Origin of the sequence: Paraburkholderia phytofirmans PsJN (assembly GCF_000020125.1) — a bacterium.
GTDB lineage: Bacteria > Pseudomonadota > Gammaproteobacteria > Burkholderiales > Burkholderiaceae > Paraburkholderia > Paraburkholderia phytofirmans.
Genome location: NC_010676.1, coordinates 390902 through 415690 on the forward strand (window position 1 = coordinate 390902; position 24789 = coordinate 415690).

Here is a 24789-nt window from a genome sequence, read left to right on the forward strand (position 1 = left end):
GCGCGGCGTCGCGGGCATCTGGAGCAAAACGCACCACGTCGCCGCACGGCGATCCACGGTGACCCGCCGCAGCGCGCGGCGGTGAGCAGTGCGCGGTGAGCGGAGGGCTACTCCTCCGCGTCGTGCTCGATCACGAATCGTTTCAGATAAGCCAATACGGCGGCTTCGACCGCGCGATGATCCGCGGTGCTTTTGGAGCCCGCATTTTCCTCGTCGCCGAACAGGGTGGACGGCGCGTTGTGCACATCCACTTCCTGGCCTTCGCGAAAGACGCGAATCTCGTGGACGTCTTCGGCGTACTCGGCGATCCAGTGCACGCCCTCGATATGCGCGGCGGCACGTACGGTAGGTATCTTCATGGACGTCTCCCGTCGGGCCGGACCACACGCCGACCCTTACCAGCACCATACGCCGTCCGGATGAGCGGCGCGAGCGCTGTTGCACAGTTGCTCCAGCAAAGATTTTTCGCGCCCGCCACAATATTCGCGCGCCTGAAACGTCTTCAGGCGCATGGAACCGCCACCCACTTCGCACACGATGACCGAACGAGACACCGACATCACCGCGACCGTGGTGCGTGAGCGCACGAGGCTCGTCAATTTTATCCGGCGCCGAATTCGCGACCCAGACGATGCCGAGGACATTCTGCAGGATGTGTTCCACGAATTCGTGCAGGCTTACCGGCTTCCCGCGCCGATCGAACAGGCGAGTGCGTGGCTGTTCCGTGCCGCGCGCAATCGCATCGTCGATCGGTTTCGCAAGAAGAAAGAGCAGCCGCTGGCAGATCTGTCCGCGAGCGGAGACGACGCCGACAGTGAGTATCGCCTCGACCTCGACCTGCCGGCGCACGATGCGGGTCCCGAAGCCCTCTACGCGCGCGCTCTATTGCTGAAGGCCTTGCAGGACGCGCTCGATGAGTTGCCAGCGAATCAACGTGAGGTCTTTGTCGCGCACGAACTGGAGGGCCGGTCCTTCAAGGAGATGGCGGCGGAAAGCGGCGTCACGCTCAATACGTTGCTCGCGCGCAAACGCTATGCGGTCTTGCATCTGCGTGCGCGGCTGCAGGCCATTTGTGACGAACTGGGTATCTAAAGGAGTTGGCGGATGAATTTTCGAATCAGATGTGCGGGTAAGGCACTGCTTGTGGTGGTCGCTATCGGCGTGCTCGGCTGGGTGGTCATGACGCTATGGAATTGGGTGATTCCGGCGCTATTCGTCGGCGCTCGTGCGATCGACTTCGCCCATGCGTTGGGCTTGCTGGTTTTGAGCCGCATCCTGTTCGGCGGATTCCGCGGACATGGCGGCTGGCGCGAACGGCGTCGCTGGCGCAAATGGGAAGCGATGACACCCGAAGAACGCGAGCATTTCCAGACGGCATGGCGATCGGGCCGCGACCGGCGGGCGGGAGATTGAACATGCGCGAGAAATCAGCGGCCGAGTGCAAACAGATGCCGGGCGTAATTGCACCGGTTGTCGACCTGACACGTTGCGAGGGAAAGGGCGATTGCATGGAGGTCTGCCCCGAGAATGTGTTTGAGATCCGGCGCATCGACGAGGCCGATTATCGCGGCCTCGATCTGATGCATCGCCTCAAGCTGCGCGTGCATGGAATGAAAGTCGCCTACACGCCCAATGCGCACGCCTGCCGGTCATGCGGGCTTTGCGTGACGGCGTGCCCTGAACGAGCGATCAAGCTGGCCAGAACGGCATAGCGCCGCACGTTTTTAGCTGGTGACGCAGAGGCAGGGCCGTTGTCTGTCGTTTGATACGTCATCAGTATTTTCGGTCTCGTCAAGGAGCGCATATGGCTTCATCAACCACAGGTCTTTTGCAGCGGCTTCATGAACAGAGCCAGACAGAAGTGATAGCCCGCGCACGCGCGCAGTTCCAGGGATCGAGCCAGGAGTTCCAGGATCTTGCGGAGGAATACGAAATGCTCGCGCCGCGTCTGCGTGGCCGTTTCCTCGAAACGCTCGGGCTATCCAGCGAAGATTTCGAAGCCTCGCAAGGCACGCCGCTGTCGCTCGCCGTGTCGGCGGAAACGGGAAGGTTCTTGCGCAATATGGTGCTTTCGCACAAACCGGCCCGAATCCTCGAACTCGGCAGTTCCTGCGGTGTGTCCACGCTGTATTTCGCCGAGGCGCTTCGCATGCTCGGCAGCGGCGTCGTTGTAGCGACCGAACTCGACGCTGTTAAATGCGCACAGCTTCGGGCCCACGTCAGAACGGCGGGCGTGCAAGCGTATGTCGACCTGCGGGAGGGTGATGTTTTCCAGACCGTTTCCGGACTGGACGGCACGTTCGACATGGTGTTTATCGACGTATGGGCCAGCTCCTATCTGAGTCTATTCAAGCAGATTGAACGGCTGTTACGACCCGGATCTATCGTTCTCGCCGACAACATGTACACAGCCGAGGACGCCGTTCGGCCATACAAGCACTACCTTGACGGCAATCCGCGTTTCTCGACGACGACGCTGGACTTTGAATCAGGGGTCGAATTTACGGTTGTCGTTTCGTAGGCTGACGGGGAGCGGTGTTGCTGTGATGGTGAACTTGACCAAAATGTCACTGGCAATTGTTGAGGTCGGCTGGCTCCAGACGGCTTTTTTCAGCGTGATTCGCCTGCCGACGCCGTGCGGCACACGCGTTGCTGTATGACACAGGCCATACCCAACTGGAGAACCGTCATGCCTGAAAAGAAAACGATCGAGCGTGCCAAGAGTGACAAGCGCGCCGGTAAAGCATCGAGCACCCAAGCGGGTGAATTCATCAAGGAACAGGTCGATAAGGTGCGTGCCGGCAAGCACGGCGTCAGGTCCGCCAAGCAGGCGATTGCGATCGGCCTTTCGGAAGCGCGCCGCGCGGGAGTCGCCGTGAAATCGCCGAAGAAGGGCACGGCGAGCGAGGCCACGCGCAAGAAAGCTGCGACGGATAACGCCGCGGGCCAGCACAAGAGCGCGACGAAGAAGAGCACGGAGTCGACTGCGAAGCGCTCGCGCGCCGCTACGAATGCGTTGAAGCGTGAAGGCAGCGCGGGCGCGTCGCGCGCGGCGCTGTCGAAGCAGACGAAGACCGCGGCAGCGAAACGCCCGGCGGCCAGCCGTTCGGCCGCGGCAAAGAAGGCGGCCGCGACGAAGGGGGCTGCAGGACGTTCAGCGGCGGCGAAGAAAGCTGCTCAGACACGGGCTTCGCGTACGCATCACTGAGGTAAGTTGCAGTCGCGCGGCGCAGCCCGGCGGCCTGCCGAGTTAGGCTAGATCGACGGCCCGCCGCGCCTGGCGGCGGCCGCGCTGTCCCGCGCGATGCCGCCATCCTCTAAATGCTTGGTTCGAGCCTGTAAGGCGCAAAGCGCGCTCGAAAAAAAAAGGCGGCGCAAATCACGCGCCGCCCTCTTCCTGCCGCTTATCGCAAGTTAATTACTGCACAGTAGCCAGCACGTCGCCAACCGTCTTGAAGATATGCGCGATCTGCTCTTCATTGATGATGAGCGGCGGCGAGAACGCGAGAATATCGCCCGTAAAGCGCACCAGCACACCCGCCTCGAAACATTTGACGAACGCCTCGTAAGCCCGCGCGCCCGGTGCGCCGTCGCGCGATTCCAGTTCCACGCCGGCGATCATGCCGAGGTTGCGCACGTCCTTCACGTGCTTGGCGCCGCGCAGCGAATGGGCTGCGGCTTCGAACGTCGGCGCGAGCGTTGCGGCGCGCTCAAACAGGCCTTCACGCTTGTACAGATCGAGCGTCGCGACCGCTGCGGCTGTCGCGACCGGATGGGCCGAATACGTGTAGCCGTGGAACAGTTCAATGGCGCCTTGCGCGCCGCCGTTCACAATGCTGTCGTGGATCGTGCGGCTCGCGGCCACCGCGCCCATCGGGATCGCGGCATTGTTGATGGCCTTTGCCATCGTGATCAGGTCGGGCGTCACGCCGAAGTATTCGCTCGCCGTAGCCTTGCCGACGCGGCCGAACGCGGTGATCACTTCGTCAAAAATCAGCAGGATGCCGTGCTTCGTGCAGATCTCGCGCAGCTTTTGCAGATAGCCTTGCGGCGGAATCAGCACGCCCGTCGAGCCGGCCACCGGTTCGACGATCACGGCGGCAATGGTCGACGCGTCATGCAGCGTGACGATGCGTTCGAGTTCCTCGGCGAGATGCGCGCCCCAAGCCGGCTGGCCTTTCGTGAACGCGTTGTGTTCGAGATTATGGGTGTGCGGCAGATGATCGACCGCCGGCAGCAGCGCGCCCGAGAAGGTTTTGCGATTCGGTGCGATGCCGCCGACCGAAATGCCGCCGAAGCCCACGCCGTGATAGCCGCGCTCGCGCCCGATCAGTCGCGTGCGCTGGCCTTCGCCGCGCGAACGGTGGTAGGCGAGCGCGATTTTCAGGGCGGTATCGACCGATTCCGAACCCGAGTTCGTGAAGAAGATGCGGTCGAGGCCTTCCGGCATCAGCTCGGCGACTTTCGTGGCTGCTTCGAAGGCGAGCGGGTGGCCCATCTGGAAGGTCGGCGCGAAGTCGAGCGTGGAGAGTTGCTCCGTGATCGCTGCAACGATTTCCTCGCGGCCATGGCCGGCATTCACGCACCACAGACCGGCACAACCGTCGAGCACTTCACGCCCGTCCGTGCTGCGGTAGTACATGCCCTTGGCCGATTCCAGCAGGCGCGGCGCGGCCTTGAACTGGCGGTTGGCGGTGAAGGGCATCCAGAAAGACGACAGGTCGTCGATGACGGGGCGCGAAGTCATGGTATCTCCTCGAATCGAAGTAGTCCCCCGGAAGGACTTCCTTCGGGGCATGGCGAAACTGTAGCGTTCGCGGTTTAATGGCGGCATAAACAGTTGACGCGGTGTGGCGCTAACTGTGTTGGTGAATCTTCGCCAACTGTGTCGATGCGTGCCGTGGCAGGCGGGCAGGCTCGCTGGCACCGCATTTAGCACATACGCATTGTGCGCACGTATTCACACTTTCAGCCGCCCCGCGCGGCCCGCTTTTTTGTCCAGACCATGATCGAACTACAACTCGAGCGCGACCGGCGCGCCGCTCCCACGCTCGTCGACCAGGTGGTGCAAGGCTTCGCGCGCGCCATCGAGGGGCAATCGCTGCGCGCGGGCGCGCTGCTGCCGTCGGTGCGGCAACTGGCGCAAAGCCATGATCTGAGCACCTTCACGGTCACCGAGGCGTACAGCCGGCTGGTGTCGATGGGACTCGTGGTCGCGCGGCGCGGTTCCGGCTATCGCGTGGCGGCGCGCTCGCAGTCAGCGCGGGTCGCGGCGACCGACTGGCAGCCGCCGAGCATTACCGCGACCTGGCTCCTGTCCGACGTATTCGCCGACCATTCGGTGCCGATCAAGGCGGGCGGCGGCTGGCTGCCGAACGAGTGGATCAACGAAACCGGTTTGCAGCACGCGCTGCGCGCCATGAGCCGGGTGCCCGCGGCGCGCCTCGGCGATTACGGGCATCCGTACGGATTCGCGCCGTTGCGCGAGCGGATCGCCGAGCAGCTCGACCGGCGCGGCTTACCGGTCGATGTGTCGAACATCCTGCTCACACAGGGCGCGACCCAAGGGCTCGATCTGATCGTGCGCACGCTGCTGCGAGCGGGCGACGCCGTGATCGTCGAAGATCCCGGTTATTGCAATCTGCTGCAGATTCTCAAGCTCGCCGGCCTCGTCGTGCATGGCGTGCCGCGCACGCCGGCGGGCGTCGATACGGACGTGCTGGAAGCGCTGGTTGCCGAGCACAAGCCGAAAGCGATCTTCGTCAACACGACGCTGCAGAATCCGACCGGCGCGACCTTCGGAATGTCCGCGGCGTTCCGCCTGCTGCAGATCGCCGAGCGTCAGCGCATGTGGGTGATCGAGGACGACGTGAGCCGCGAACTCGCGCCGTCCGGCGCGCCGCTGTTCGCGGCGATGGAAGGCTTGCAGCGCGTGCTGTACGTCGGCGGCTTTTCGAAGACGGTGACGCCGGGGCTGCGCTGCGGCTACGTGGTCGCCGAGCGCGCGGTGCTGCGCGAACTGGCGCGCACGAAAATGGCGGTGGGTTTGACGTCGTCGGAGGCGATCGAGCGGATCGTCGACAAGGTGCTGCTGGAGGGGCGCTACGCGCGTCACGTGGAAGCCGTCAACGAGCGCCTCAAGCTCGCGCACGCGACCGTTGAAGATCGGCTCGATTCGCTGGGTCTGGAACTGTTTCACCGGCCGCGCGCCGGGCTGTTTTTGTGGGCGCGCTTGCCGATCGAAGCGGAGCGGGCCGGCGAAGTGGCGACGGCCGCACTCACACACGGTATCTGGCTCGCGCCGGGCTCTTACTTTCGTCCCGACGATGCTCCGAGCGCCTGGTTCCGCTTCAACGTACCGTATTCGACGGACGATGCGTTGTGGCGGTTTATCGAGCGAGTGGGGCAGGGGACGTTGTAGAGGCCGCGTTCAGGCCGACTGCCCGATCAGCTTCAGCGCGATCGGATACAGCGACAGCACCAGCAGCAGCGCCATCGCCACATTGAAGATGCGCAAGCGCTTCGGATCCGACAGCACCTGCCGCATGGCGGTGCCGAAACCCGCCCACAGGCAGATGCACGGAAAGCCGATCACGTAGAAGATCACCGCCATCGCGATAGCGTTCATGCTGTAGCTCTCGCTGAGGTGGATCGTCGTGGCGGCGGTCAGCACCATCATCCATGCCTTCGGATTGACCCACTGGAAGGCGATCGCTTCGTAGAACTTCATGGGCCGGCGCTCGCCTTTTTTCATCTTCAGCTCACCCGAGGTACCGATCTTCCACGCGAGGTACAGCAGATAAGCGACGCTCGCGACCTCGAGCACCGTGTACAGCACGGGGAAATGCACGAAGGCTTCCCCCAGACCGATCCCGACCGACAGCATCAACAGCACGACGCCAGCGCTGATGCCGGACAGATGCGGCAACGTGCGCCGAAATCCGAAGTTGACCCCGGAGGCCAGCAACATCGTGTTGTTCGGACCGGGCGTAATGGTGGTGACGAGCGCGAACAGGATGCCGGCAGGCAGCGCGCTGAGACTGAGGTATGACATGGCAAGCTCCGGTGTCGGTCGAAAGGACGTTGGAGCATTCTAGCGAGGGTTGCCGGTACAGTACCGGTACGCTTTGTGGGATGGTGTCCGGTACGGGTGACGGTGCCGGTGCCGGTGCCGCTCAATCAGTACCGAGCGCGAACTTCGCCAGGTCGGCGAGCTGACCATCTGCTGCCCCCGAGCCAACGGCCACCCTTTATCAGCACGGTTATATAGGTGGTATTCGCGTTGAACGCCTTGCTGGTGATTGCCTTCCGCCCTAACCTGAATCGGACATTCAACCACCCTCCAGCAGTTTGCTGGACCGGCCATCTCATGCAATCCATACACCGACGAACTTCCGATCGAGGAAGACGAAGGTCCTATTGGAGAAGACATGCACGACAAATTCCTCTCAGTCGTCGTTACACGGAAATGGCAACTTGCCGAGAGTTATCACGCCGTTGAACTTCAAACCAGATGCAGATCCGAACTGCCGTCGTTTGACGATGGGTCTTGCGTCACACTTGTTCGCGACGATGTCATCTGCAAAGAGAAAATATATCCCCTGTGCCGTTTTACTTCTCGGCCGCGTGCGTACGTCATCGCCGTGAGACAAGACGATGCCGACACGGATGCGAAAACAGCGGACATTTCGTTGAGTCAAGGCGACGAGGCGTTTATCGTGACGACACGCAGTCCTACGGTTATTTTGGACGGCCGTACCCAATCGTTACTGTTTGCGGGAGGTGTCGGCGCGGCGTCGATCGCGGGGATTGCGACACGGCTGGCGTTGGCGGGGCAGAAATTCGAGTTGCACAACTTTGCCCGGTCTCCTGAACGAGCAGTCTTTCGGAATGAGCTAGACGCGCTCAAAAGCGAAAGTCGGGTTTATCACCATTTTGGTCTGGATGCTGACCGACTGGAGCAGGCGACTTCTCACGCGATAAGCCCAGTGCAGGCTAACACTCAGATTTACTGCAGTGGTCCGCCGGCGTTTATGGATCTCATCGAGCGTCAGGCTCGCGACTGGGTGTATCCGGCCAATATCCACAAAATTTTCCTGGGTGACAGAAGAAGCGCATAGTCGACGAACATGTGTGACGGCCCGCTTCTCAACGAAGGTGAGCCGAAAACGCACGGCCCTCCGGAAACCCCACGAAGCGCCACCTCAGAAGATCAATATCTCCGATTCATTTGATCAAGCTCCCGTTGCCTTGCGAGAAAAGCGGGAGCAGATTTGCCAGTGACCGACTGCACATCCCGGCTCGCTGCGAAAACTCCAGCATTGTCCATTTAGCTCGGTCGGCGGACTTTGGGCTTATGTGAAGCCTCTGCGTCTGGCTGAGCATCGGCCATTGCCAACGCTCGGGCAGTCGCGTCCCGAAGCCGATACAAATGGCTTTTCCGACATTCGAAAGATCTCAGCGGGCCTGCTCGGCGTAGCACTCAGCTAGTGCCACTGCGTGCACGTCAGGCCAGCAAGCTCTGCAGCCTGATTTTCGATTTGTTCTCACCGCGCAAGACTGTTTGTACGGTGCGGGTATTCGAAACTCGAGACAACGCGCCTACATTCGGCTGTGTCGGACCATGAAGGATATGAAGACGAATGGTGCGGACAACAAACTGATGTTATCTACTGGAGAAATGAAAAATGAAATTCTCGGTTAAAGATGAAATTCGCTCTGACGATATTCCGACTCTCGAACATGCGATGAAGACCGTCGACGCCGACGCGAAGGTCAACGTGGACATCGACACGAAGACGGTCAGCGTTGATTCGTGGCTGATGCCGGAAGAGTTTCTCGTCGCTTTCGTCGATGAGGACTTTGACGCGACGATTGTTGAAGCATAAGCAGACATTTGCCTGGAATCGGCCGGGGCACGCGAACTATCTCGAAGTGCCGCATGGCGAGCCGCACTGTCTTTCTCAAGTCTTACTATTCACGCCGGGCGTGTTGCGCGCGGCGCAAATCGCGGCGACCGTGTCGGCACGCCACGCCACGCCACGCCACGTCGCGGGCCGCGGATAGAACCTCCTTCAGGGAGTCGGCAGCGGGTTATCTAAAATCATCTGATTGAAATAATCCACAATGCCGTGCTCGTTCGGTCCCGCACTGGTCCGCAACTGCCTGGCGGCTTCTACGACGACTTCAGTCGTCGCGCTTTCGAGAAGCGCCATTATCTCCGCGATGAACGGCTCGACTTGCATCGCTCGCGGATCGCCGCTCTTATGGACAAGATCTGTGTCAACCCAAGGCGGGGCAATCTCCAACACGCGAACGGAAGTCTCGCGCAACGCAAAACGCTGAGAAAGCGAGTACGAGTGAATGGCGGCCTTGGTTGCCGAGTAGAGTGCCGCCATTGCCATCGGAATGTACGCGACAACCGAGCTATTGTTGATGATGACCGCCTCCGGTCGTGTCTTGAGGTGTTCGACGAATGCACCGCTGATCCGCGCGGGTCCCAGCAGATTGGTGTTGATTAAATGCACCGCCTGCGCGTCGTCGAAGGGGCCGGTTACATCGTCAAACGGCATGATTCCCGCATTGTTGATGACGACATTGAGCGACGGATATTTCGTGATCAACTCATTCGCGACATTTTGAATTTGCGCCGGGTCATCGACATCGAGCTCTACTGTGTCGATGCCCGGATTTGTGTTGGCGACGTCATCCAGCAAGGCCTTGCGGCGTCCGCTGACGATCACCTTGTTGCCTTTACGATGAAACGCCTCTGCAAGTGCCCGGCCGATACCCGAGGTGCCGCCGGTAATAAAGATCGTATTTCCGCTGAGTTTCATGATAACGGTTCCTTCTAACGATTCAGGCTGAACGATGCGCTTACTGGAACGCCTCGCGATTGGCGGCGACAAATGCGTCGATTGTTTGCGGCGCTTGTCCGGTGATCTTTTCGATCACGTCGTTGGTACCAGCGAAGATGCCGTTCTGGTAGTCGATTGCCACTTCCAGAAAATGCTGGATCATGAATTCGGGCAGACCGTATGTTTCCAGATGCTTGCGATAGTCCTCGATGCTTGTCGGGCTGTAGACGATTTTGCGGCCCGACACATTGCCGACCGCGTCGGCGATCTCCTGCTGGCTGAGTTCGACGGGACCATACAGCGGGTACGTCTTGCCGATATGCGTTGACGGCTGAGCGAGAATCGCTGCGATCACTCGCGCCTGGTCTTCGGCGGAGATCGGTGCATGGCGTCCGTTGCCGTAAGGAAGCGCAATCTTTCCTTCTTTCACGATGGGGTCGCGCACCCACGGAAACGTCAGCCATTCCGAGAAGAACGTGGGGCGGAGGTGGACGGTCGGCACGCCCGACCAGTCCAGAACACGCTCTGCGATCCAGTGATCGCGGGCAGCGTGACTCTTCGAGTCTTCGCGAGCGGAGATCTGCGACATGTTCACCACGACGTCGAGATTTGCGCGCCGCGCCGCGTCCGCGAAGTATGCGGTTGCCTGAATGAACCCCGGACGCACGGGATAGCACAGGTAGGCGCCCGAAACGCCCTCCGTGGCGCGTATCGCATCGTCGTGTTCCAGAAGATCACCCACGATGACTTCGGCGCCGGCCTTTCGAAGCGCTGCGCTTCTTTCGTCCTCGCGGTGGACAAGGGCGCGAACGCCGTGACCGCCTTCAAGAAGGTGACGGACTGTGTGCACGCCAGTCTTGCCAGCGGCGGCTGTTACCAGATAGTTGCGTTGTTGCATGATGTCGATGCTCCATTCTCAAGGTATGCGCACTCTTGGCGAGTGCCGGGGGCGGCGCATATCGATGCCTGGTCTGGCAGCGACATGTAGGTCTTTCATCTTCATGTGTATATACACAGAAGCGGATAAATGTTTAGGCGAGGGTCGGGATTGCCAGTCGCCTAGATCGCGTCGAGATGTTGTTTGACTTGCTGCAGAACCGATGCCGAGGCGTCGCTGTCCGTAAGAATCCGGGACATGGTGATGGCGCCGATCATCGCCGTTACCGCAAAGACGGCCTTCGACTCCGTCGCCTCAGACCGCTGCGGATCCAGTCGCTTCGCTACGACCTCAACGAGATCGCGGAAGCCTTGAGAAGCGGCCGCACGAGTGTTCTCGTCGCCATGCGACAACTCGCTGCCCATTCCCGCAAGCGGGCAGCCGCCCGAGACGTTGTCGCGGTGGCCGGTCGATACATATCGCTCGACGATGGCCCGAAAACCCTCTTCGACGTCGCTGTCGCTGGCCGCTTCTTCTAGCGTGGCGACGATGTTGGTCGCCGCGGTTGCGCAGGCTTCGGCAACCAGCTGATCTTTGGATTCGAAATGCCGGTAAAAGCCGCCGTGTGTGAGCCCGGCTTCAGACATGACGTCGGCCAAGCCCGTCGCGCTAATGCCGTTGAGCTGAAACTTGCGCGCTGCCACGTCGACGATTCGCTGCCGGGTTTCGGCGGTTTCGACCCTCGATTTCCTCATGATAGTGCTGGCTCCAGGACGATTCGTTGATTTAGATGTTAGTCATCATCTAATTGAATGTCAAGGGAAGTAGGCGAAATTCGCTGCGTCTTTTTTCTGCGCATGCGGATTTGCCGGACTGGGGCCGGCTCTAAGGAGCGAGCAGCAAAATAAAAGGGCACCGCGTTGCGGTGCCCGATGAGTTTAACGACCGGCGCTCTGGCCACCGTCCACGTGCAGGATTTCTCCCGTGATGAACGGTGCGGTATCGAGGAACAGAATCGCATCGGCGATATCGCTCGCCTCGCCCATGTGCCCGAGCGGATGGAAGGCACCCAGCGCTTCATGGGTTTCCGGCGCGTGCATCGGCGTCTTGATGATCCCCGGCGCGACGGCGTTCACGCGAATCCCTTTCTTCGCGTACTCGATCGCCAGCGACTTCGTGGCGGCGTTCAGACCACCCTTCGTCAGGGCTGCCAGTACCGAGTATCCGCCACTGATCGCGTTGTCGGCGGTGCTGGAGGTGACGCTGACCACGTGACCGCTCGAATGCTTTTCCATTTCGGCGACGGCTAGCTGCGTGATATGGAAGAAGCCCGTCATATTCACGTTCACCACCGCGGCGTAGTCTTGCGCGGTGTGTTCGGTGAAAGGCTTGCCGATATAAATGCCGGCGTTGTTCACCAGCGTGTCGATCCGGCCAAATCGCGCGACGCCTTCGGTAATGACGCGACGGGCGGTTGCCGGGTCGCCGATATCGCCGGCGATGCAGAGGATGTTCGGGTCGTCGGACGGCTTGATCGACCGTGAGTTCGCGACAATGCGATAGTCGAGCTTGCGAAACGCCTTGACGACTTCGGCGCCGATGCCTTGCGACGCGCCGGTAACGACGACAACCTTCTGCGACTTGCTCATGCTTTACCCAGAAAATTTTTCATTCGGTTTCGAAGCCGATCGGCCTAACAGCTCCGATCAGCATTAAACGCCGACACGTTGATTCAGGTTTCGCTTAAACCTGCAATCAACCGTTCTTTGCGCGCGCGAACCACTGGTCGAGACTGACGCGGCCAATCCGTGCATCGCCGAGCGGCACGAGCGATTGTTCCTCGACGCGGTCGCCGTAATACAGCGCATCGCGATCCGTCACCACCGGGCGCGCGTCGCCCACCGACTTCAGAAAACGCGAGACGATCTCCGCGAAGGGTGCGCGGTCCGGGCCGGCAATCTCGACCGTGCCGTTTTGCGGCGCAGCGAGCGCGACCTGCGCAAGGTTGGCGACGACGTCATCCACGGCGATCGGTTGAAACAGTCCTTCGCCGATACGCACCGTGCCGTCGACCGTGCTGAAATCCGCGATACCGCCGATGAACTCCATGAACTGCGTCGCGCGCACGATCGTGTACGGCACGCCGGCTGCCCGGATCAATTCCTCCTGCGCGACCTTGGCAGCGAAATACGCGTTCTTCGGCGAGCGGTCGCAGCCGACGATGGAGAGCGCCACGTGATGGCGCACTCCCGCAGCCGCTTCGGCCTTGCCAAGATTGCGCGCCGAAGTGCGGAAGAAGTCGAGTACCGCCTGCGGCTCCCATGACGGCGCGTTTGTCACATCCATTACGACGTCCGCGCCCACGAGCGCATTGCTCAGACCCTCGCCGGTCACAGCGTTGACACCAGTACGCGGCGACGCAGCGACCGCTTCATGGCCTGCTTCGCCCAGCAGCGTGACAAGACGCGATCCGATCAGGCCGGACCCACCGATTACGACGATTTTCATGGCAAATTCTCCAGATGAGAGTGAATGAACGCGGGGCGCCCGGCGAGTGTCGTATCGCGCGAAATGGTTCGCCGCCGTCTCATCGCGTGAGGCCATTGTGGAAGAATCATGGTCGATCGAAAAGTGCCAAGAATCGACGATCCGACTAGTACAAACCGCTTGCTGCTTCCCTTGTCCGCGAGAGAGTCATGACCGTTCCAACGCCCGCTTTGACCATTGAAATCGACCGGCAGCAGCAGTTGCCGATCTATCTGCAAATCTGCGAGCGTTTCAGAACCGCGATCGCCGCGGGGCATCTGCGTCCCGGCGATCGCGTGCCCGCGCTGCGCGGCCTCGCCACGCAGCTGAACACAGCCCGTGGCACCGTTGAACTCGCCTACACGATTCTCGTCGACGAGGGCTACCTGCAGATGCGCGGCGCGGCGGGCACGTTCGTATCGGCGTCGCTGCCGGCCTCGGTGACGCGCTCGTCGCGGGCGCAAGGCGTTCAGGCCGCGCGCGCCAGACAAGGCGCTGCAGGAGCAGACTCGCCGCAGCCGCCGCCTGAATCGCGCGATGGCCGAGCGGCGCCGCGCCAGGCGGCCCTCACGGTCGCCATGAGCGGCGAGCCGCGGCCGTTGCAGCCGGGGCTGCCCGCGCTCGACGCATTTCCGCGCAAGGTATGGAACCGGCTCGTTGCACAGCGTGCGCGCAGCGGTGAACGCGCGATGCTCGCGTATCCGGATCCGTCCGGCTACCGGCCGCTGCGCGAACATATCGCCACGTATCTCGGGCTGTCGCGCGGCGTGACCTGCTTGCCGGAACAGGTGTTCGTCACCGGCGGCTTCCGCGCGACGCTCGAACTCGTGTTGCGCAGTCTCGCCCGCGCGGACGATCGCGTGTGGTTCGAGGATCCCGGCTATCTGCTCGCGCGCGATTTTCTGACCGAGACCGGCGTGCAGCTCGTGCCGGTGCCGGTGGATGGCGAAGGCATCGACGTCGAGCGCGGCACGCTGCTGGATGCGCAGGCGCGCTTCGCCGTGGTCACGCCGTCGCACCAGAGCCCGCTCGGGCACACGCTGTCGCTCGCAAGACGCATGGCGCTGCTGGACTGGGCAGGGAAGGCTTCCCGCTGGATTATCGAAGACGACTACGACAGCGAGTTCCGTTATCTGGGCCGGCCATTGCCGGCTTTGAAGAGTCTCGACCGGCGCGACCGCGTGATCTATTGCGGCACGTTCAGCAAGGTGATGTTTCCCGGTTTGCGGCTAGCGTATGTGGTGGTGCCGGAGCGCGCCGTCGAGCGCGTCGGGAAGGTGGCGCACAGCATGAACGCCGGATCGCCGATGCTTCTGCAAGCGGCCGTCGCGGATTTCATTGCGCAGGGGCATTTTGCGCGGCATCTGAAGCGCATGCGCGCGTTGTACGCCGAGCGGCGCGTATTGATCGTGCATGCGTTGGAGAAGGCGTTCGGTGAACGGCTGATCGTCGATTTGCCGCCGGGTGGCATTCAGTTCGCGGTGCAGTTCGCCGAAGGCCCCGATGGCCCGGTCGACGATGTCGCCGTCGCCGCGCGTGCCCGCAAGGCGGGGCTCGCGGTGCTGCCGCTTTCGATCTGGCACGCGAATAGCCGGGCGCGGCGCACGCGGCGCGGGTTGGTGATGGGCTTCGCGAACATCGCCGATGCGGATGAAGCAGGCCGTCTCGCGCGAACGTTGCGCGCGTGTCTGGACGGTTGAAGCACGGGATATGTACCGGGTTTCGAATTGACGCGGCGCAGCGCGGCACGCTTTCGCACAAGGCGACAGAAACGCTTTGGCATCGCATTTCGTCCGGCGTGCGCTATGCCCTATGCCCTATGCGCTCCGTGCAGTACTACCGGCCGCCGTCCTCGCGCATCGGGAAGCCTGCGCGGCAAGCGAGACGAACACTGCGTCGCCGGTAAGCTGAACGCGCGCCGCATCGAGCGCTTTGGCCACAGTCGCTTCGCCCATCACGAGCCCCTGCAAAAGAAGAAACTGCACGCTGTGAATGCCGATCGAGCCGAGCGCGTAGCGCAGATACGGGGTCAGGAAATCCGTCTGCCGCGCGCGTTCGCCGCTATGCACACCGCCCGAACCGACGATCACGATGGTCGGCCGGTCGCGCATCAGTCCAACCTTGCCCTCCGGCGTCGAGGCGAACGTGCGATGAATGCGCAGCGTGTAATCGATCCACAGCTTGAGCGCTGCCGGGACCGTGAAGTTGTGCATCGGCGTGTTGATGATGAGCGCATCCGTGGTTTCGATTTCACCGATCAGTTGCTCGGAGACATCGAAATGCGCCGTATCCGGCGCGCGCGACGTGACGGCGCGTGCGTAATCGCGGGCGATCGGCGGCAGCGGCGCGGCCGCCAGGTCGCGCTCGACCACGGTGATGGCCGAGGCGGCGGGTGCGGCGTGCCCGTGCAGCATGCCGACGATTTCGTCGGCGAAACGGTAGCCGTGGCTCGCTTCACCATGCGGGCTGGCATTGATCAGCAAGATTCTCATGGCGTGAGCGCGCTAGCAGGGGAAAGAGGGGCGAGGGGCTCGACGAAGTGCATGCCTCGCGCGAGCAGCCCGTTACGGAAATAAAAGCGCTGCGCAAGCGGCATGTGCAGACCCGTGTCGAGCACGAATTGCACGCAGCCCGCTTCGCGCGCAATCTGCCGTACCGCGTCGAGCAGTTGCGCGCCGATGCCGTCACGTTGCAGCTTGCCATCCACCACGAGATCGTCGACATAGACGAAGCGGCCGTACAGCAGATTGGTCAGGATGCGATAACCGGCGAGGCCGACGATGCCGCTCGCGTCGGAAGCAGCGAGCAGGCGATAGCCGTCGGCATGCTGTCTGGCCACCTGTGCGGCGAACGAATGCGCGTCGGTGAGATGCGGTCGCAACTGACGCATGACGTCGAATGCGGGGAGCAGTAACTCGGGCGTGTCGAGGTGAACGAAGCGAAGCGAGGCGGGCATAGGCGTCTCCATGAGGAACGACGCTCACGATATCCCGCGCACGGCTTGGTCGGTAGAGCCAAGAATCGGCGATTCGATTGAGCCATCGGGCGTCGTTTCGCGTCGGTCGTCAGCTTTCTAACCCGTTCTCGTCAACGCGACGATAAAGTCGAGAAATACTCTCGTCCTGGCCGGCGTGTGATGTCGCGACGGATGGTACGCATAGAGCGGGAAGCGCTCGTCCGGCCAGTCCGGGAACAGGTTGACGAGCCGTCCCTCGCGGATCAGGTGCTCGCCGCCGAGCAGCAGCATCTGCGCGACGCCGGAGCCGGCCAGGCACGCGTTGAGGAGCGCGCTCGGATCATTCACCGTAAGCCGTCCATTCGTCTCGACAACGATCTTCTTGCGCTTGCGATGAAACTCCCACGGATACGGTTTGCCGGTATCCGGGTTCCGGAATTCAAGACACCTGTGCATTCCGAGCCCCAGTTCCTGAGGCTCCGCCGGCCGCCCCCTGCGAGCGAGGTACGAGGGCGCTGCGACGGTGACCACCGCGGTATCGAGGAGCTTTCGCGCAATCAGACTGGATGAGCGAGGTTCGCCGAACCGCAAGGCCAGATCGAAGCCGTCCATGACGAGATCGCCGAGCTGATCTCTGGCGATCAGTTCGAGTTCGAGCTCAGGATGCGCGTCCATGAATTCATCGAGCTTCGGGCCCAGAATGATCCGCGAGAAAACCGGGTCGAGATTGATGCGCAGCTTCCCGCGCACTGTCGCGGCGCCTCCTGCCGCGGCTGCGGCCGCTTCCTCCATGCCCCTCAGGTGCGGCATGACCTGCTCGTAGAAGCGCCGTCCCTCTTCCGTGAGGGAAACGGCGCGAGTCGTCCGATTGAATAGCCGTGTTTTGAGCCGTTTTTCGAGTCGAGCGATGGCGCGGCTAACTCCTGGCGGCGACATGCCCAACAATTCGGAAGCGGCCGCGAACGTCCCCGCATCGACGACAGCGGCAAATACGCTGATACCGCTAGAGAGATTCTCACTGGACGATCTCATGGGCGCTGCATCCTGGTCATTGACTGCCTCCGCACAGTGCATCAAAAACCGCACTATGCCGTATTAGTAACCACGAGTCACTTCACAAGTGTCATTCATGTCATTTAGTTTCTCATCGCGTTTGCCCACAATCCATCCCGACAGTGCGTTTCAACGTTATTTATCTACGCGAGGAGAAGCTGCAATGTATGCAATCACAGGGATAACAGGGAAGGTCGGCGGCGCGGTAGCGCGCACGTTGCTCGCCGCGGGCCAGCCGGTGCGCGCGGTTGTACGCGATGCCACCCGGGCACGCTCGTGGGCTGAACGCGGATGTGAAGTGGTGACCGCCAACATGGACAATGCGGGCTCGCTTACCGCCGCTTTCGAGGGCACGCAAGGCGTCTTCATTCTGCCGCCGCCGGAGTTCGATCCGTCGCCCGGCTTTCCCGAGGCGCGCGCTGTCATTGACGCCGTGCGCGGTGCGCTTCAATCGGTGGCGCCCGGCAAGGTGGTTTGCCTGTCGACGATCGGCGCGCACGCCACCGAAACCAATCTGCTCACGCAACTTACGCTGATGGAGCAGGCGCTTCGCGATTTGCCGATGCCCGTGACTTTTTTGCGTCCCGGCTGGTTCATGGAAAACGCCGCATGGGACGTTGCGCCGGCGCGGGACAACGGAGTGATCTCCAGCTTTCTGCAACCGCTCGACAGGGCTGTGCCGATGGTCGCGACCGCGGACGTCGGTCGCGTTGCCGCGCAACTGCTTCTGCAGACCTGGCGCGGCGTGCGTGTCGTCGAGTTGGAAGGGCAACGCGTGAGCCCGAACGATCTGGCGCAGACATTTGCCAAGGTGCTCGGTTGCCCGGTTCGTGCGGAGGCGGTGCCGCGCGAAACATGGGACGCGCTGTTTCGATCTCAAGGTATGAAGGAGCCGTTGCCGCGTATGCGCATGCTCGACGGATTCAATGAAGGCTGGATCTGTTTTGAGGGCGACCCAGCCGACATCGTCAAGGGCGAAGTGGAGCTGGAGACCGTTCTGCGAGATCTCGTCTCGCAGTCGGTCTAAAGATCGGCTCATGGTCTGAGCGACGGGCGAGAAAACGTGAGCAAGCCGCGCGCAAGTTGGCGTCGCATGTGCGGAAACGCCCGTAGCACGGGCCTGAGCGGCCGATAGCGCGAGCCGGGCGATGCGAGTATGGAATGTGAGCTTTTACTCGTAACATCCTCCGTACGGAACGCAGCGAGCGATCCGATTCAACGGAGATCGACATGACCGATATCACCACCAGCATGAAGCTCAATCACATGAGCTTCCCTTCATCCGATGTGAGCGCCACCGCCACCTTTTTCGAGAACCATCTAGGCTGTACGGTTGCCGCGCGAGGGACGAGCTGGTTTCTGAAACGCCCCGGTTTCGACATCGTGATCGATGACGCCGCCGGCCATCCGGTCGAGTGGCCGCACAACTTTCATATCGGCTTCGAGCTGGCTTCTCTCGACGAGGTTCGCGCGCTCTACGAGCAGATGGCCGGCGCCGGCGTCGTGATGAAGACCGGCGTGTTCAAGCATGAGCGCGGCTCGCGGTTTTTCTGCGAGGTGCCCGGTGGCGTTCTCGTCGAAATCAACACGCGTTCGGACGCCGACGAGAAATATCGCGGCACTTTCGACCTCTAATGTTCCTCGACGACCCTGCCGCGAAACGCTGAATGCCGGAATCAGAAGTTGACGAACGCCTGCACGAGCCGGTTAAAAGCGCCGGCGTTCGACACATTCATGCCGTGCGACGCACCGGCGATGGTTTGCCGCTCCGCATAATCGATCCACTCCGCGAGCTTGTCGACGTTGTTGCGGAACATGCGCGGGCTGCGCTGGCCGTCGATCAGCAGCGTCCTGCACTTCACGCCGCGCGCGGTTTCGCGGGAATAGGCGGGCAACGGATCGCGGAGCTGCTTGGGCAGCGTGCCCGCGTTGTCGATCGCCATGGTGCGGAACGCAACCGGGCTCTTGCGCCACGCTCCGGGCATGCTCACCGAGTCCACGAAAAGCTCCAGGCCCGCGTCGATCTGCTGGCTCTCGATGAGTTCAGCAACGCGCGCGCGCAGCACATTGGTCGTGGCCGGCAAAGTCGCGTCCGGCATGCCGTCGATCTGCAACGGCCCGCCTGGATCGGCGAGCGTCAGCGTTTTTACGAGCCGCGGATAGTCGCGGGCAACATGAAACGCCACGCAGCCGCCACGCGAATGGCCGACCAGATGCACGGGCCCAAGATCGATCGCCTCGATGAATTCGGCCAATTCGCCGACATGCGTCTGCCAGCCGAACTCGCCCTGAATGCACGCCTCGCTGGCTGGCCAGTAGTGGCTCAGGCTCACCGAGATGCAGCGGAAATGCTGCGAGAGCGCTGCCGTCTGCGCATTCCAGTAGCGGTAGTCGCACAGCGAGCCGTGCACGAACACGAGCGGCTCGCCTTCTCCGCACTCGACATACGGCACGCAGATGCCCGATGCGATGGTCGCAAACGACAGTTCGGGCACGGCAAGCACTGAGAGGTCGGTACGGGCGTTCATGGACTGGCTCCTTTGCGGCCACTATGCCCCATGTCGCAACTTTAGAAAATCGCGTAATATTGATCGAATCTATCTACTTTTCTGATACCAGCCCTTTGAAAGCTCTCGACTTGGACGTGATGACCATGATCGTCGCCGTTGCCGACGCCGGCAACATCAGCCGGGCGGCGGAGGTCGTGCATCGGTCGCAATCGGCGGTGAGCATGCAGATCAAGACGCTCGAGACCGCGCTGGGCAAGCCGTTGTTCGTGCGCAAGCCGCGAAACGTGGTGCCCACGCAAGACGGCGAAGTCCTGCTGACCTACGCTCGCCGCATGCTCGCCTTACGCGACGAGGCGTGGGCGGCGGTGGTTCGGCCGGACGTGACGGGGCGCGTGAGCATCGGCGTGCCGGACGATTACGCGTCGTCGCTGCTGCCGCCGATCCTCAAGAAGTTTTCCGCGACCTATCCGAAGGTGGAGATTCAGGTCGTCGGTTTGCCGAGCGTCGCGCTCGCGCCGATGGTGAAAGACGGCTCCGTCGATCTAGTGTGCGCGACGCGAGTCAAGGGTTTGTCGGGCGAATTCATCCGCCATGAACCCATGGAATGGGCGGCCGCGCCGAGCGCCGATGAAATATGGCGCGAACGGCCGTTGCCGATCGCCGTGTTCCTGCCGGGCAGCGTCGCGCGCGAGAACGCGATTCGCAGCCTGGAGCGCGCGAAGATTCCCTACCGCACCTCGTATGAAAGCCCGAGTCTGCTGGGGCTGCTGTCGATGGCCGAAGCAGGCCTCGCGATCGTGCCGCTCGCGCGCTGCGCGGTGCCGGCACACTTCACGCTGCTTGGGCGCGCGCACGGCTTGCCCGAAATCACCGCGCTGGAAATGGTGCTGGCGCGCAGCACGGCTTCGAATCGTCCGCCGTGCGATTTTCTGGCGGAGAAGATTGTCTCCGAGTTGAGGCGCTAGCTTTCTTGGCGTGCGTTCCGGTTGGCCGGATTCATGCGCCGACTTCCGCGGCTTTGAGCGCCGCTCTGGCAATGGACTCGTCTTCGCGATCGAACATGCCGATCAGAACGATCTGCGATTGAGCGCAAGTGCGGGCCGGCGACGCGATGATCACCACGCGGTTGCCGACCACATGCAGTTCATGCAATGCGCCGTCGCTCTCCAGTCGGACAAAACCTTTCGCACGCAACAGCTTCGCCGAGAAACTGCGCAGCGCTTCTTTGAGTTTCTTGCGGCTCAGGTACGCGTTGGTGACAAATGAAAAGCTGCACAGATCGCGCGGGGTAGGAGAGGCGGACAGTGGCATCGCGCCGATAGAACGCGCGGGCAGTGGATGCCCCTCTTCGAAGACCAGACCGAGCGGCACGGCTGCGTGCGTCGTTTGCACAATGACACGGCTGTTAGCCAACGCTTCAACCCGCGCTTTGACAGCCTCGCGCGCGGGCTCGCCAAGCAGATCCATCTTGTTCAGCACGATGGCGGTGGCGCCCGCGATCTGCCGCTGCGCGATGTCGCCGACATAAGGATCGGCCAGCGTCTCTTCGACTCGCTCCGCATCCACCAGCACGACAATGCCGTCCAGACGAAACGCGCGATCGAGCAAGCCGATCTGCGCGATACGCACCGGGTCGGATACGCCGCTCGCTTCGATGATCAGAAGATCGGGTGCGTCAGTGCGCGAACTTATGGCAAGCAGTGCCTCGACCAGCCGGCCGCCGATCGAACAGCAGACGCAGCCGTTTTCCAGATTGATCACGTCGTCGGTGCGCTGGCGGATCAGCGAAGCGTCGATATTGATCGAGCCGAAGTCGTTGACGAGAACGGTGATGCGCCGCGATCCGGCATTGCTCAGAATATGGTTGAGCAGCGTCGTCTTTCCGGCGCCGAGATAGCCGCCGATGACGACGAGCGGAATCGCGTTCATCCCGCCGGCGCCTGGAAAATGCGGCCGCCGAGCACCGTGCCCCACACTTCCAGATCCTTCAGACGTTGCGGCGCGACTTCGGCGGGGTCTTCCGCGAGCACCGCGAAATCCGCGAATTTGCCGACTTCGATACTGCCTACCAGGTGATCCATCTTGAGCGTATAAGCGGCGCCAAGCGTGATCGCGCGCAGCGCGTCGGCGATCGGCACGCGTTCGTTCGCACCGAGCACGCGCCCCGACGCCGTTTCGCGCTGCGACGCGCACCATGCGGTGAAGAGCGGATTGAGCGGCGTGATGGGCGCGTCGGAATGAAACGCAAATGGAATGCCCAGGCGGCGCGCCGATTCCGCCGCGTTCATGCGATTCGCGCGGTCCGCGCCCATGGTCTGCGTATAGTGCGCGTCGCCCCAGTAATAGATGTGGTTCGAAAAGAAATTGATGCACAGGCCGAGGCTCGCCGCGCGCGCGAGCTGGCTCGCGTCCGCCATCTGGCAGTGCTGCAGCGTATGCCGGTGATCGCGTCGCGGATGAAGCGTGAGAAGCCGCTCGAACGCGTCGAGCACGAGCTCGGTCGCCTCGTCGCCGTTGGTGTGCACGTGCAGTTGCAGGCCCGCTTCGTGAAACGGCGTGAACACTTCGACGAACTGGCTCGGCGGAATCAGCCATAAACCGTTGGGCTTACCGTTCAGATAGCCGGGCCATTTCAGGCGCGCGGTGAAGCCTTGGATCGAACCGTCGACGATAAACTTGACGGGCCCGAAGTGAAGCTTCGGCGTGGCGGTTTCCATCGCCGAGAGCACCCGTTGGGCGCCGCCTTCAGGGCTGCGCTGCGGCGCGAAGGCGGGCACGATACGCACGGGAAAATCCGCGCTCGCGGTCACTTCGCGCAGATTGCGATTACCGGTTTCGGAGAAGTCGTTGACCAGATCGGTGGCGGTCGTCACACCGGCGAGTTGCGCGACGCGGCCGAAATTCCAGATCGCCTTCGTGCTTTCGCTCGCGGCGATCGAGAGGCCGGCACCGATCACGCGGTAGACCGGGAACATGGCGGCGAACTCCTGCAACTCGCCGGTCGGCTGTCCGCTCTCGTCTTTGTCGATGCCGTCGATATCCGTTTCTTCGTCGATGCCGGCGCGCGCGAGCATCGGCGAATTGACGTTCATCAGGTGCACGCTCGCATGCAGGATCACGATGGGCCGCTCGGCCGACACCGTGTCCAGTTCGCGCACGCTCAGGCGTTGGGTGCCGAAGAAGATCGGATCGAAGCCCCACGCGAGCAGCGGAGCGTCGGCCGATGCCATTTCGGCTTGCGCCGCCTTCAGGCGCTCGATCACGGCGTCCAGCGATGTCAGGCCTGGCCAGCGCCGGCCGTCTGGGCCACGGCGGTCGTAGTAGCCGACATAGACGGCGTCCCACATCGCGCCTTCCATCAAGTGGCAATGGCCTTCGACAAAGCCCGGCATCAACACTTTATCGCTGAACGTATCGACGATTTCGGCATCGCCCCATTGCTTCACGTCGTCAGCGCCGCCTACCGAGAGAATCTTGCCGTCGCGAATCGCCACGTGCGTCGCATAGGGCTGCATGGGATTCATCGTCACGATCTTCTTCGCGACGAAGACTTGTGTAGGGCACTTTTCTTCTCGTTGAGTCATAGGTCAGTGATTGAAGTTCGTTTCAGCCGGATTTCAACTGAGTGCGTGCGCACGGCTCGGTTTCGCGGTGAGGTTCACGGCGGTCAGCACCAGCAGATTCACGCCGAGGCATACCAGTCCCAGATTGAAGCCGCCGAGATCGATCTGCATCACGTACAGGATGACCGCCAGCAACTGCCCGGTCAACATGCCTGAGGCAATCGCGGACGGCCGCACGCGCAGTCCGAACAGAACGACCATCACGCCGGGGAAGAATTGCGTCACGCCGTAATACGTGGTGTTGATCAGCGTGAGCATCAGATTCGGCGTGAGCAGCGTCATCACGATCGACACCAGCAGATACAGCACGATCACCACTTTCGCGCTCGTCTTCTGGCGAGCTTCCGGCATGCCCGGCAGCAGATTGCGTGTCACGATCGGCCCGATCGCGAGACAGATGCCGGCCAGCACGAGCAAACCCGACAGCGACGCACCGGCCGCGACGAGTCCGAGCAGCCAGCCCGGCAGCAAACGGATCGCGGCAGCGAAGAACGCTTCGTTAGGCGAGGCGAGATGCAGGTTCTGACTGATCGCGTAGTACGACGCGACCACGAGAAACGGATACATCAGCATGTAAAGCGGCATGGCGACCTGCGTGCGGCGGATCGTGTTCGCGCTTTTCGCGGTAAAGAAGTTCTGCACCGCGAACGGCATGACGTAGAAGCCGAGCGACTGGAACAGCATGGTGCTCATCGAGAAGGTCAACTGGTGCGAATTCATCCGGTTGCTAACGTGCTGGCTGGCGGCATGAAAGACCTCGGTCACGCCGACTTCCATCGACACGGCAACGCCGGTGACGACGATCGCGACGACCATCAGGATATCCTTCAGCACGGCGATATAAGCCGATGCCCGCACGCCGGCGATTGCGATATAGGTGAAGGCGAGCAACGCCGCGAACAGAATCAGATACAGCGGTTTGAAGTTCCACCCGAGTCCGTTCAACGCGGCGACGAGTCCGGTGAACTGCAACTGGCCCCACGGCAGCAGAAAGACGATCGCGGAGCCCGCGACGATCAGTTCGAGCGCGCGGCTCTGAAAATGCCCCTTGAACAGATCGGGCAGGGTGATCGCGTTATAGCGCTTGCCGGCTTGCCAGATCTTCGGGCCGATGAAATAGCCGACGGGATAGGCCAGCAGAATGTAGCCGAGAAACCAGACGCCGTAGGTCGGTCCCTTCGCATAGATGCCGCCCGGAAAACCTACCATCGTGCCGATGCTGTAGATCTCGCCGGCCGCGAGGAAGAACACGAGGTAGGCGCCGAACTGCCGCGACGCCACGAAGAAGTCATGCACGCTTTGCGGACCACGTCCCTTGTTCGAACGGATCGCGAGGTAAAGCGAGAAAGCGAGGAAGCCGAGAAAGACTGCGGTGGCCATCCGGACA

At 62.0% G+C, this 24789-nt stretch carries 27 protein-coding genes; 12 read left to right on the forward strand and 15 right to left on the reverse strand.

Annotation, left to right across the window (positions count from 1 at the left end; all coding sequences use genetic code 11):
* Positions 1 to 107: 107 nt before the first annotated feature.
* Positions 108 to 359 (reverse strand): hypothetical protein, encoded by a 252-nt coding sequence (locus tag BPHYT_RS21525; protein WP_012426227.1) that lies wholly within the window; start codon positions 357 to 359, stop codon positions 108 to 110.
* Between the two features lie 151 nt (positions 360 to 510).
* Between BPHYT_RS21525 and BPHYT_RS21530 the strand changes: the two genes are divergently transcribed.
* The 5 genes from BPHYT_RS21530 to BPHYT_RS21550 all read left to right on the forward strand — a co-directional run bounded on the left by BPHYT_RS21530 (position 511) and on the right by BPHYT_RS21550 (position 3208).
* Complete coding sequence (locus BPHYT_RS21530) at positions 511 to 1092, forward strand: RNA polymerase sigma factor (protein WP_193372830.1); 582 nt, start codon at positions 511 to 513, stop codon at positions 1090 to 1092.
* Positions 1093 to 1104: 12 nt separating this feature from the next.
* A complete protein-coding gene (locus BPHYT_RS21535; protein ID WP_012426229.1) occupies positions 1105 to 1413 on the forward strand; it encodes a hypothetical protein in 309 nt (102 codons plus the stop codon).
* Positions 1414 to 1415: 2 nt separating this feature from the next.
* A complete protein-coding gene (locus BPHYT_RS21540; RefSeq protein ID WP_012426230.1) occupies positions 1416 to 1712 on the forward strand; it encodes a 4Fe-4S dicluster domain-containing protein in 297 nt (98 codons plus the stop codon).
* A 92-nt stretch (positions 1713 to 1804) separates the two neighbouring features.
* The gene (locus tag BPHYT_RS21545; protein ID WP_012426231.1) at positions 1805 to 2521 is read left to right on the forward strand and encodes an O-methyltransferase; all 717 of its coding nucleotides are present in this window, start codon (positions 1805 to 1807) and stop codon (positions 2519 to 2521) included.
* Between the two features lie 168 nt (positions 2522 to 2689).
* Positions 2690 to 3208 (forward strand): DUF6496 domain-containing protein, encoded by a 519-nt coding sequence (locus tag BPHYT_RS21550; RefSeq protein ID WP_012426232.1) that lies wholly within the window; start codon positions 2690 to 2692, stop codon positions 3206 to 3208.
* Between the two features lie 210 nt (positions 3209 to 3418).
* On the opposite strand, the gene BPHYT_RS21555 is transcribed toward BPHYT_RS21550, so the two are convergent.
* On the reverse strand, positions 3419 to 4747 hold the full coding sequence (locus BPHYT_RS21555) for an aspartate aminotransferase family protein (RefSeq protein ID WP_012426233.1): 1329 nt from the start codon (positions 4745 to 4747) through the stop codon (positions 3419 to 3421).
* A 258-nt stretch (positions 4748 to 5005) separates the two neighbouring features.
* Between BPHYT_RS21555 and BPHYT_RS21560 the strand changes: the two genes are divergently transcribed.
* On the forward strand, positions 5006 to 6421 hold the full coding sequence (locus tag BPHYT_RS21560; protein ID WP_012426234.1) for an aminotransferase-like domain-containing protein: 1416 nt from the start codon (positions 5006 to 5008) through the stop codon (positions 6419 to 6421).
* Positions 6422 to 6430: 9 nt separating this feature from the next.
* Here the strand turns inward: BPHYT_RS21560 and BPHYT_RS21565 are convergent, their stop codons facing one another.
* A complete protein-coding gene (locus tag BPHYT_RS21565; protein ID WP_012426235.1) occupies positions 6431 to 7054 on the reverse strand; it encodes a LysE family translocator in 624 nt (207 codons plus the stop codon).
* A gap of 376 nt (positions 7055 to 7430) precedes the next feature.
* On the opposite strand from BPHYT_RS21565, the gene BPHYT_RS21570 reads away from it, so the two are divergent.
* Both BPHYT_RS21570 and BPHYT_RS21575 read left to right on the forward strand, forming a co-directional pair.
* The gene (locus BPHYT_RS21570; RefSeq protein ID WP_012426236.1) at positions 7431 to 8120 is read left to right on the forward strand and encodes a ferredoxin reductase domain-containing protein; all 690 of its coding nucleotides are present in this window, start codon (positions 7431 to 7433) and stop codon (positions 8118 to 8120) included.
* Positions 8121 to 8687: 567 nt separating this feature from the next.
* The gene (locus BPHYT_RS21575; protein ID WP_012426237.1) at positions 8688 to 8888 is read left to right on the forward strand and encodes a hypothetical protein; all 201 of its coding nucleotides are present in this window, start codon (positions 8688 to 8690) and stop codon (positions 8886 to 8888) included.
* Positions 8889 to 9074: 186 nt separating this feature from the next.
* On the opposite strand, the gene BPHYT_RS21585 is transcribed toward BPHYT_RS21575, so the two are convergent.
* The 5 genes from BPHYT_RS21585 to BPHYT_RS21605 all read right to left on the reverse strand — a co-directional run bounded on the left by BPHYT_RS21585 (position 9075) and on the right by BPHYT_RS21605 (position 13242).
* The gene (locus BPHYT_RS21585; RefSeq protein WP_012426238.1) at positions 9075 to 9836 is read right to left on the reverse strand and encodes an SDR family oxidoreductase; all 762 of its coding nucleotides are present in this window, start codon (positions 9834 to 9836) and stop codon (positions 9075 to 9077) included.
* A gap of 40 nt (positions 9837 to 9876) precedes the next feature.
* Entirely contained in the window at positions 9877 to 10755 is an 879-nt protein-coding gene (locus tag BPHYT_RS21590) for an NmrA family NAD(P)-binding protein (protein WP_012426239.1), read from the reverse strand.
* Between the two features lie 161 nt (positions 10756 to 10916).
* Positions 10917 to 11438, reverse strand: a complete 522-nt coding sequence (locus BPHYT_RS21595; protein ID WP_322786759.1) for a TetR/AcrR family transcriptional regulator — start codon at positions 11436 to 11438, stop codon at positions 10917 to 10919.
* A 234-nt stretch (positions 11439 to 11672) separates the two neighbouring features.
* Positions 11673 to 12383, reverse strand: coding sequence for an SDR family NAD(P)-dependent oxidoreductase (locus BPHYT_RS21600; RefSeq protein ID WP_012426241.1), 711 nt, complete (start codon positions 12381 to 12383; stop codon positions 11673 to 11675).
* Between the two features lie 106 nt (positions 12384 to 12489).
* Entirely contained in the window at positions 12490 to 13242 is a 753-nt protein-coding gene (locus BPHYT_RS21605; RefSeq protein WP_012426242.1) for an SDR family oxidoreductase, read from the reverse strand.
* A 188-nt stretch (positions 13243 to 13430) separates the two neighbouring features.
* Between BPHYT_RS21605 and pdxR the strand changes: the two genes are divergently transcribed.
* Positions 13431 to 14960 carry a MocR-like pyridoxine biosynthesis transcription factor PdxR gene (gene pdxR, locus BPHYT_RS21610; protein ID WP_012426243.1) on the forward strand — a complete coding sequence of 510 codons (1530 nt, stop codon included), beginning with the start codon at positions 13431 to 13433 and terminating at the stop codon, positions 14958 to 14960.
* Positions 14961 to 15077: 117 nt separating this feature from the next.
* Here the strand turns inward: pdxR and BPHYT_RS21615 are convergent, their stop codons facing one another.
* From BPHYT_RS21615 to BPHYT_RS21625, 3 genes are all read right to left on the reverse strand, one after another.
* Complete coding sequence (locus BPHYT_RS21615; protein WP_012426244.1) at positions 15078 to 15752, reverse strand: FMN-dependent NADH-azoreductase; 675 nt, start codon at positions 15750 to 15752, stop codon at positions 15078 to 15080.
* Complete coding sequence (locus BPHYT_RS21620) at positions 15749 to 16216, reverse strand: GNAT family N-acetyltransferase (protein ID WP_012426245.1); 468 nt, start codon at positions 16214 to 16216, stop codon at positions 15749 to 15751. Before BPHYT_RS21620 ends, BPHYT_RS21615 begins: the two co-directional genes overlap by 4 nt.
* Positions 16217 to 16333: 117 nt before the next feature.
* A complete protein-coding gene (locus BPHYT_RS21625) occupies positions 16334 to 17248 on the reverse strand; it encodes a LysR family transcriptional regulator (protein ID WP_012426246.1) in 915 nt (304 codons plus the stop codon).
* A 184-nt stretch (positions 17249 to 17432) separates the two neighbouring features.
* Here BPHYT_RS21625 and BPHYT_RS21630 point away from each other — a divergent pair, with 184 nt between their 5' ends.
* Both BPHYT_RS21630 and BPHYT_RS21635 read left to right on the forward strand, forming a co-directional pair.
* Entirely contained in the window at positions 17433 to 18296 is an 864-nt protein-coding gene (locus BPHYT_RS21630; RefSeq protein WP_012426247.1) for an NmrA family NAD(P)-binding protein, read from the forward strand.
* A 203-nt stretch (positions 18297 to 18499) separates the two neighbouring features.
* On the forward strand, positions 18500 to 18904 hold the full coding sequence (locus tag BPHYT_RS21635) for a VOC family protein (protein WP_012426248.1): 405 nt from the start codon (positions 18500 to 18502) through the stop codon (positions 18902 to 18904).
* A gap of 41 nt (positions 18905 to 18945) precedes the next feature.
* Here BPHYT_RS21635 and BPHYT_RS21640 read toward each other — a convergent pair whose 3' ends face one another.
* Positions 18946 to 19797 carry an alpha/beta fold hydrolase gene (locus BPHYT_RS21640; RefSeq protein WP_012426249.1) on the reverse strand — a complete coding sequence of 284 codons (852 nt, stop codon included), beginning with the start codon at positions 19795 to 19797 and terminating at the stop codon, positions 18946 to 18948.
* A gap of 125 nt (positions 19798 to 19922) precedes the next feature.
* Here BPHYT_RS21640 and BPHYT_RS21645 point away from each other — a divergent pair, with 125 nt between their 5' ends.
* Positions 19923 to 20744 carry a LysR substrate-binding domain-containing protein gene (locus BPHYT_RS21645; RefSeq protein ID WP_193372831.1) on the forward strand — a complete coding sequence of 274 codons (822 nt, stop codon included), beginning with the start codon at positions 19923 to 19925 and terminating at the stop codon, positions 20742 to 20744.
* 31 nt (positions 20745 to 20775) lie between these two features.
* Here the strand turns inward: BPHYT_RS21645 and BPHYT_RS21650 are convergent, their stop codons facing one another.
* From BPHYT_RS21650 to BPHYT_RS21660, 3 genes are read right to left on the reverse strand one after another with little or no spacing between them, the layout of a single operon-like run.
* On the reverse strand, positions 20776 to 21708 hold the full coding sequence (locus BPHYT_RS21650) for a CobW family GTP-binding protein (RefSeq protein ID WP_012426251.1): 933 nt from the start codon (positions 21706 to 21708) through the stop codon (positions 20776 to 20778).
* A complete protein-coding gene (locus BPHYT_RS21655; RefSeq protein WP_012426252.1) occupies positions 21705 to 23363 on the reverse strand; it encodes an amidohydrolase in 1659 nt (552 codons plus the stop codon). Before BPHYT_RS21655 ends, BPHYT_RS21650 begins: the two co-directional genes overlap by 4 nt.
* Positions 23364 to 23396: 33 nt before the next feature.
* Positions 23397 to 24782 (reverse strand): sodium:solute symporter family protein, encoded by a 1386-nt coding sequence (locus BPHYT_RS21660; RefSeq protein ID WP_012426253.1) that lies wholly within the window; start codon positions 24780 to 24782, stop codon positions 23397 to 23399.
* Positions 24783 to 24789 lie beyond the last annotated feature (7 nt).

Excerpts from the sequence above, each read along its gene's own strand:
- BPHYT_RS21525 (WP_012426227.1), bottom strand. The coding sequence starts at position 359 with ATGAAGATACCTACCGTACGTGCCGCCGCGCATATCGAGGGCGTGCAC.
- BPHYT_RS21530 (WP_193372830.1), top strand. The coding sequence starts at position 511 with ATGGAACCGCCACCCACTTCGCACACGATGACCGAACGAGACACCGAC.
- BPHYT_RS21535 (WP_012426229.1), top strand. The coding sequence starts at position 1,105 with ATGAATTTTCGAATCAGATGTGCGGGTAAGGCACTGCTTGTGGTGGTC.
- BPHYT_RS21540 (WP_012426230.1), top strand. The coding sequence starts at position 1,416 with ATGCGCGAGAAATCAGCGGCCGAGTGCAAACAGATGCCGGGCGTAATT.
- BPHYT_RS21545 (WP_012426231.1), top strand. The coding sequence starts at position 1,805 with ATGGCTTCATCAACCACAGGTCTTTTGCAGCGGCTTCATGAACAGAGC.
- BPHYT_RS21550 (WP_012426232.1), top strand. The coding sequence starts at position 2,690 with ATGCCTGAAAAGAAAACGATCGAGCGTGCCAAGAGTGACAAGCGCGCC.
- BPHYT_RS21555 (WP_012426233.1), bottom strand. The coding sequence starts at position 4,747 with ATGACTTCGCGCCCCGTCATCGACGACCTGTCGTCTTTCTGGATGCCC.
- BPHYT_RS21560 (WP_012426234.1), top strand. The coding sequence starts at position 5,006 with ATGATCGAACTACAACTCGAGCGCGACCGGCGCGCCGCTCCCACGCTC.
- BPHYT_RS21565 (WP_012426235.1), bottom strand. The coding sequence starts at position 7,054 with ATGTCATACCTCAGTCTCAGCGCGCTGCCTGCCGGCATCCTGTTCGCG.
- BPHYT_RS21570 (WP_012426236.1), top strand. The coding sequence starts at position 7,431 with ATGCACGACAAATTCCTCTCAGTCGTCGTTACACGGAAATGGCAACTT.
- BPHYT_RS21575 (WP_012426237.1), top strand. The coding sequence starts at position 8,688 with ATGAAATTCTCGGTTAAAGATGAAATTCGCTCTGACGATATTCCGACT.
- BPHYT_RS21585 (WP_012426238.1), bottom strand. The coding sequence starts at position 9,836 with ATGAAACTCAGCGGAAATACGATCTTTATTACCGGCGGCACCTCGGGT.
- BPHYT_RS21590 (WP_012426239.1), bottom strand. The coding sequence starts at position 10,755 with ATGCAACAACGCAACTATCTGGTAACAGCCGCCGCTGGCAAGACTGGC.
- BPHYT_RS21600 (WP_012426241.1), bottom strand. The coding sequence starts at position 12,383 with ATGAGCAAGTCGCAGAAGGTTGTCGTCGTTACCGGCGCGTCGCAAGGC.
- BPHYT_RS21605 (WP_012426242.1), bottom strand. The coding sequence starts at position 13,242 with ATGAAAATCGTCGTAATCGGTGGGTCCGGCCTGATCGGATCGCGTCTT.
- pdxR (WP_012426243.1), top strand. The coding sequence starts at position 13,431 with ATGACCGTTCCAACGCCCGCTTTGACCATTGAAATCGACCGGCAGCAG.
- BPHYT_RS21615 (WP_012426244.1), bottom strand. The coding sequence starts at position 15,752 with ATGAGAATCTTGCTGATCAATGCCAGCCCGCATGGTGAAGCGAGCCAC.
- BPHYT_RS21620 (WP_012426245.1), bottom strand. The coding sequence starts at position 16,216 with ATGCCCGCCTCGCTTCGCTTCGTTCACCTCGACACGCCCGAGTTACTG.
- BPHYT_RS21625 (WP_012426246.1), bottom strand. The coding sequence starts at position 17,248 with ATGAGATCGTCCAGTGAGAATCTCTCTAGCGGTATCAGCGTATTTGCC.
- BPHYT_RS21630 (WP_012426247.1), top strand. The coding sequence starts at position 17,433 with ATGTATGCAATCACAGGGATAACAGGGAAGGTCGGCGGCGCGGTAGCG.
- BPHYT_RS21635 (WP_012426248.1), top strand. The coding sequence starts at position 18,500 with ATGACCGATATCACCACCAGCATGAAGCTCAATCACATGAGCTTCCCT.
- BPHYT_RS21640 (WP_012426249.1), bottom strand. The coding sequence starts at position 19,797 with ATGAACGCCCGTACCGACCTCTCAGTGCTTGCCGTGCCCGAACTGTCG.
- BPHYT_RS21645 (WP_193372831.1), top strand. The coding sequence starts at position 19,923 with ATGATCGTCGCCGTTGCCGACGCCGGCAACATCAGCCGGGCGGCGGAG.
- BPHYT_RS21650 (WP_012426251.1), bottom strand. The coding sequence starts at position 21,708 with ATGAACGCGATTCCGCTCGTCGTCATCGGCGGCTATCTCGGCGCCGGA.
- BPHYT_RS21655 (WP_012426252.1), bottom strand. The coding sequence starts at position 23,363 with ATGACTCAACGAGAAGAAAAGTGCCCTACACAAGTCTTCGTCGCGAAG.
- BPHYT_RS21660 (WP_012426253.1), bottom strand. The coding sequence starts at position 24,782 with ATGGCCACCGCAGTCTTTCTCGGCTTCCTCGCTTTCTCGCTTTACCTC.